Source organism: Vibrio sp. S234-5 (assembly GCF_000960595.1).
Taxonomy (GTDB): Bacteria; Pseudomonadota; Gammaproteobacteria; order Enterobacterales; family Vibrionaceae; genus Vibrio.
Map to the genome: position 1 here is coordinate 1 of NZ_JZAM01000259.1, position 2,537 is coordinate 2,537.

The following is a 2,537-nucleotide window of genomic DNA, read 5'->3' on the forward strand; positions in this document are numbered from 1 at the left end:
TAGGTTTTGAAGCTGCAATAGTAAGCGTCCTTTCGAGCAGCTACGCAAAAATCATAATCTTGCGCCAAATTGATCACTTTAAATTCTACGTTCATCCCTAATCCTAAAGTGAATAGCGCCTAACGCCGCATTAAGGGGCGAACAACGCACAAAAGCACTCAATGCATAGCAAATTCATCACAAAAACAAACGCATGGCAAAAATGCCACGCGTTGTGAGTCCCTCTTAAATGCTTTGTTAGCCGTTTATCTCACACTTGAATGATGAGACACGCTCTCTAACCTTTCTGCCAACCAAATTTTAATGATTGATTGACGTGTTACACCAATACGACTCGCTTCTCTGTCCAATGACTCAAGCATCCAGGCTGGAAAATCTACATTGACTCGTTTTTGCTTATGCATCGGTCTTTTAGCTTGCGATAGATCCAAGTCCATTACGATATCATCGTCGTCACTTTCAAACTTGGCATCAAATTCATGCGCTTTCATAAAGGCTTACCTCCGCTTTCCGTGAACGCCGAACTGAGATGATCCTGATATTCGTACCTCGGTAGGTAATTACTCCTGACCAATGCTTACCGTTTAGTAAGCCGACAACCAAATATCTGGGCTTATCACTCGTGTTAGCAGGGATCTCGATAAGATCTGAATCATTCCACAACCCTTGAGCTGTATGAAAATCAATACCGTGCTTTTCGAGATTACTTCTGCTTTTGTTTTCATCAAATTCAAATTTAATCATGAGTAAAAACCACACCCTTTTTACTCATTAGGCAAACTTTGTTTATTGATGACGGCTAACGCCCAATTAAGTGGTGAGCAACGCACTGGCTAAGCCGCGGCATTGCACCGTAAAGCACTTTACCTGACGCATAGTAAAACCGCCACGCGTTGAGAATCCACTTGAATTGTTTGTTATATTCGTAGCCTATTGATTAAAAAGCTGTTCTACCGTTTTCATTGGTAAGAACATACGAATACGCCCATTATGTTCGCACAACACTTCAAAACCGAACTTCGTATAGAACGCTTGAGCGGAGTCTGTCAGACAGTCCACAACAATTGCGTATACCCTCATGTGATGATTCACTTCCCACAAGTACTTCAGCGCACGAATTAGACTGACCTTTCCAAGTCCAGAACCGTGAAATTCTTTGTGCACCGCTAATTGAGCCAACAGAAAAACAGGGATTGGATATCTCGGTAGTTTCTTTGCTAATTGTGTCGGTAATGTTTCTCGGCTGATTGAGCTCGGGGCAACACTATAAAATGCACAAATAGCAAATTTTTGATTTAACAGTGGCTGAGCACTAGGTAAAACCATTGTTCGGCTAATACCTGCTTGCATGTGCTTTGCAGCTTGAGTTTTGATAAATGTGTTTAGCTCTTGCTCACCACAGTCAAATGAGTCGCGGTCATGCTTTGATTTACTAAGTTCTACAAACTCTTTGCCCCAACTCACTTGATACCGCTCTTCTCTGTATATTTAACAGCTTCAAGCAAAGCTTGATTCGGTACTTTTACTTTATTACACGCAGCCATAAACTCGTCAAAAACACTGTCTTTAACCATAATACTTTCATGCTCCTCAATAACATGAGTCGCATCTTCGTCCATAAGCCTCACCACATATTCAGTGAGACTTTTTAAACCAAGTAAAGCCGATGCCTTTTCGGCTTTTGCCTTGATCTCTTCATCAAGGCGGATATCTAAACGTGCCGTTGCCATAACCCCTCCTATGTACGGATACATTCCGTAATGTTGAGAGATTATAGTCCAAACTTAAAGCACATTCAATTAGTACGGAAAGTTTACGGAACGAGGGAGAATATAACGCCCGCTTAAGGGGCAGACAACGCTACTACTAAGCTCCCGCATAACACCGTAATCACTCAAACCAACGCATGGTAAAAATGCCGCGCGTTGGCTGTCCCTCTTGAAGCGTTTGTTAGCTGGCTAACTGCCAACGGTTAAGGTGAAAGAATAACAAACCTTGAACAGATCCGAGCAAGCCTATAGAAACACTGATTGGCAAGGCGAAAAACAGAACATACTTTACGATGTCGTTTAAATCTGCACCATCAAGTACAGAAGTGGCCCCCGATTTTCGGACATGACTTTAAGTGGTCGATCTGTTTTGATAGTACCCAACAATACAGGGACAGATTATGACTAGAAAACGTAGAAACCACTCTCCTGAGTTTAAAGCTAAGGTGGCACTCGATGCCGCTAAAGGCGATAAAACCGTCGCTGAGTTAGCTCAGAAATACAACCTGCACGCTAACCAAATCTCGACATGGAAAAAGGAGCTGCTTGAAAACGCAGCCATGATTTTTGCCACCGAAAATCACACAGGAAAAGAGAATTCCGAAGAAGTGGACAAACTTCACGCCAAGATCGGTCAATTGACCATGGAAAATGATTTTTTGGCCAAAGTGCTCGGTCGTTAGACCGAGCCCAGCGAAAGAGTTCGCTGGTTAAATCCACCCCATTGCCGATAAAGCGCCAGTGTGAGCTGCTCAATATTTCCAGCGC

At 42.9% G+C, this 2,537-nt stretch carries 4 protein-coding genes and 1 pseudogene; 1 reads left to right on the forward strand and 4 read right to left on the reverse strand.

Translation table 11 applies throughout. The annotated features are described in order from the left end of the window. Positions 1–245: 245 nt before the first annotated feature. The 4 genes from UF06_RS15950 to UF06_RS15965 form a co-directional block, all read right to left on the reverse strand. Positions 246–491 (reverse strand): hypothetical protein, encoded by a 246-nt coding sequence (locus UF06_RS15950; protein WP_000643598.1) that lies wholly within the window; start codon positions 489–491, stop codon positions 246–248. After that, positions 478–744: a BrnT family toxin gene (locus tag UF06_RS15955; RefSeq protein WP_045571307.1), complete on the reverse strand. Its 267-nt coding sequence runs from the start codon at positions 742–744 to the stop codon at positions 478–480. Before UF06_RS15955 ends, UF06_RS15950 begins: the two co-directional genes overlap by 14 nt. Before the next feature lie 186 nt (positions 745–930). Continuing rightward, on the reverse strand, positions 931–1,464 hold the full coding sequence (locus UF06_RS15960) for a GNAT family N-acetyltransferase (protein WP_045571308.1): 534 nt from the start codon (positions 1,462–1,464) through the stop codon (positions 931–933). Then, complete coding sequence (locus UF06_RS15965) at positions 1,461–1,730, reverse strand: DUF1778 domain-containing protein (protein ID WP_045571309.1); 270 nt, start codon at positions 1,728–1,730, stop codon at positions 1,461–1,463. Before UF06_RS15965 ends, UF06_RS15960 begins: the two co-directional genes overlap by 4 nt. Positions 1,731–2,170: 440 nt before the next feature. Between UF06_RS15965 and UF06_RS15970 the strand changes: the two are divergent. Further along, a pseudogene (locus tag UF06_RS15970) lies at positions 2,171–2,537 on the forward strand (transposase); the annotation flags it as partial.

Excerpts from the sequence above, each read along its gene's own strand:
- UF06_RS15950 (WP_000643598.1), bottom strand. The coding sequence starts at position 491 with ATGAAAGCGCATGAATTTGATGCCAAGTTTGAAAGTGACGACGATGAT.
- UF06_RS15955 (WP_045571307.1), bottom strand. The coding sequence starts at position 744 with ATGATTAAATTTGAATTTGATGAAAACAAAAGCAGAAGTAATCTCGAA.
- UF06_RS15965 (WP_045571309.1), bottom strand. The coding sequence starts at position 1,730 with ATGGCAACGGCACGTTTAGATATCCGCCTTGATGAAGAGATCAAGGCA.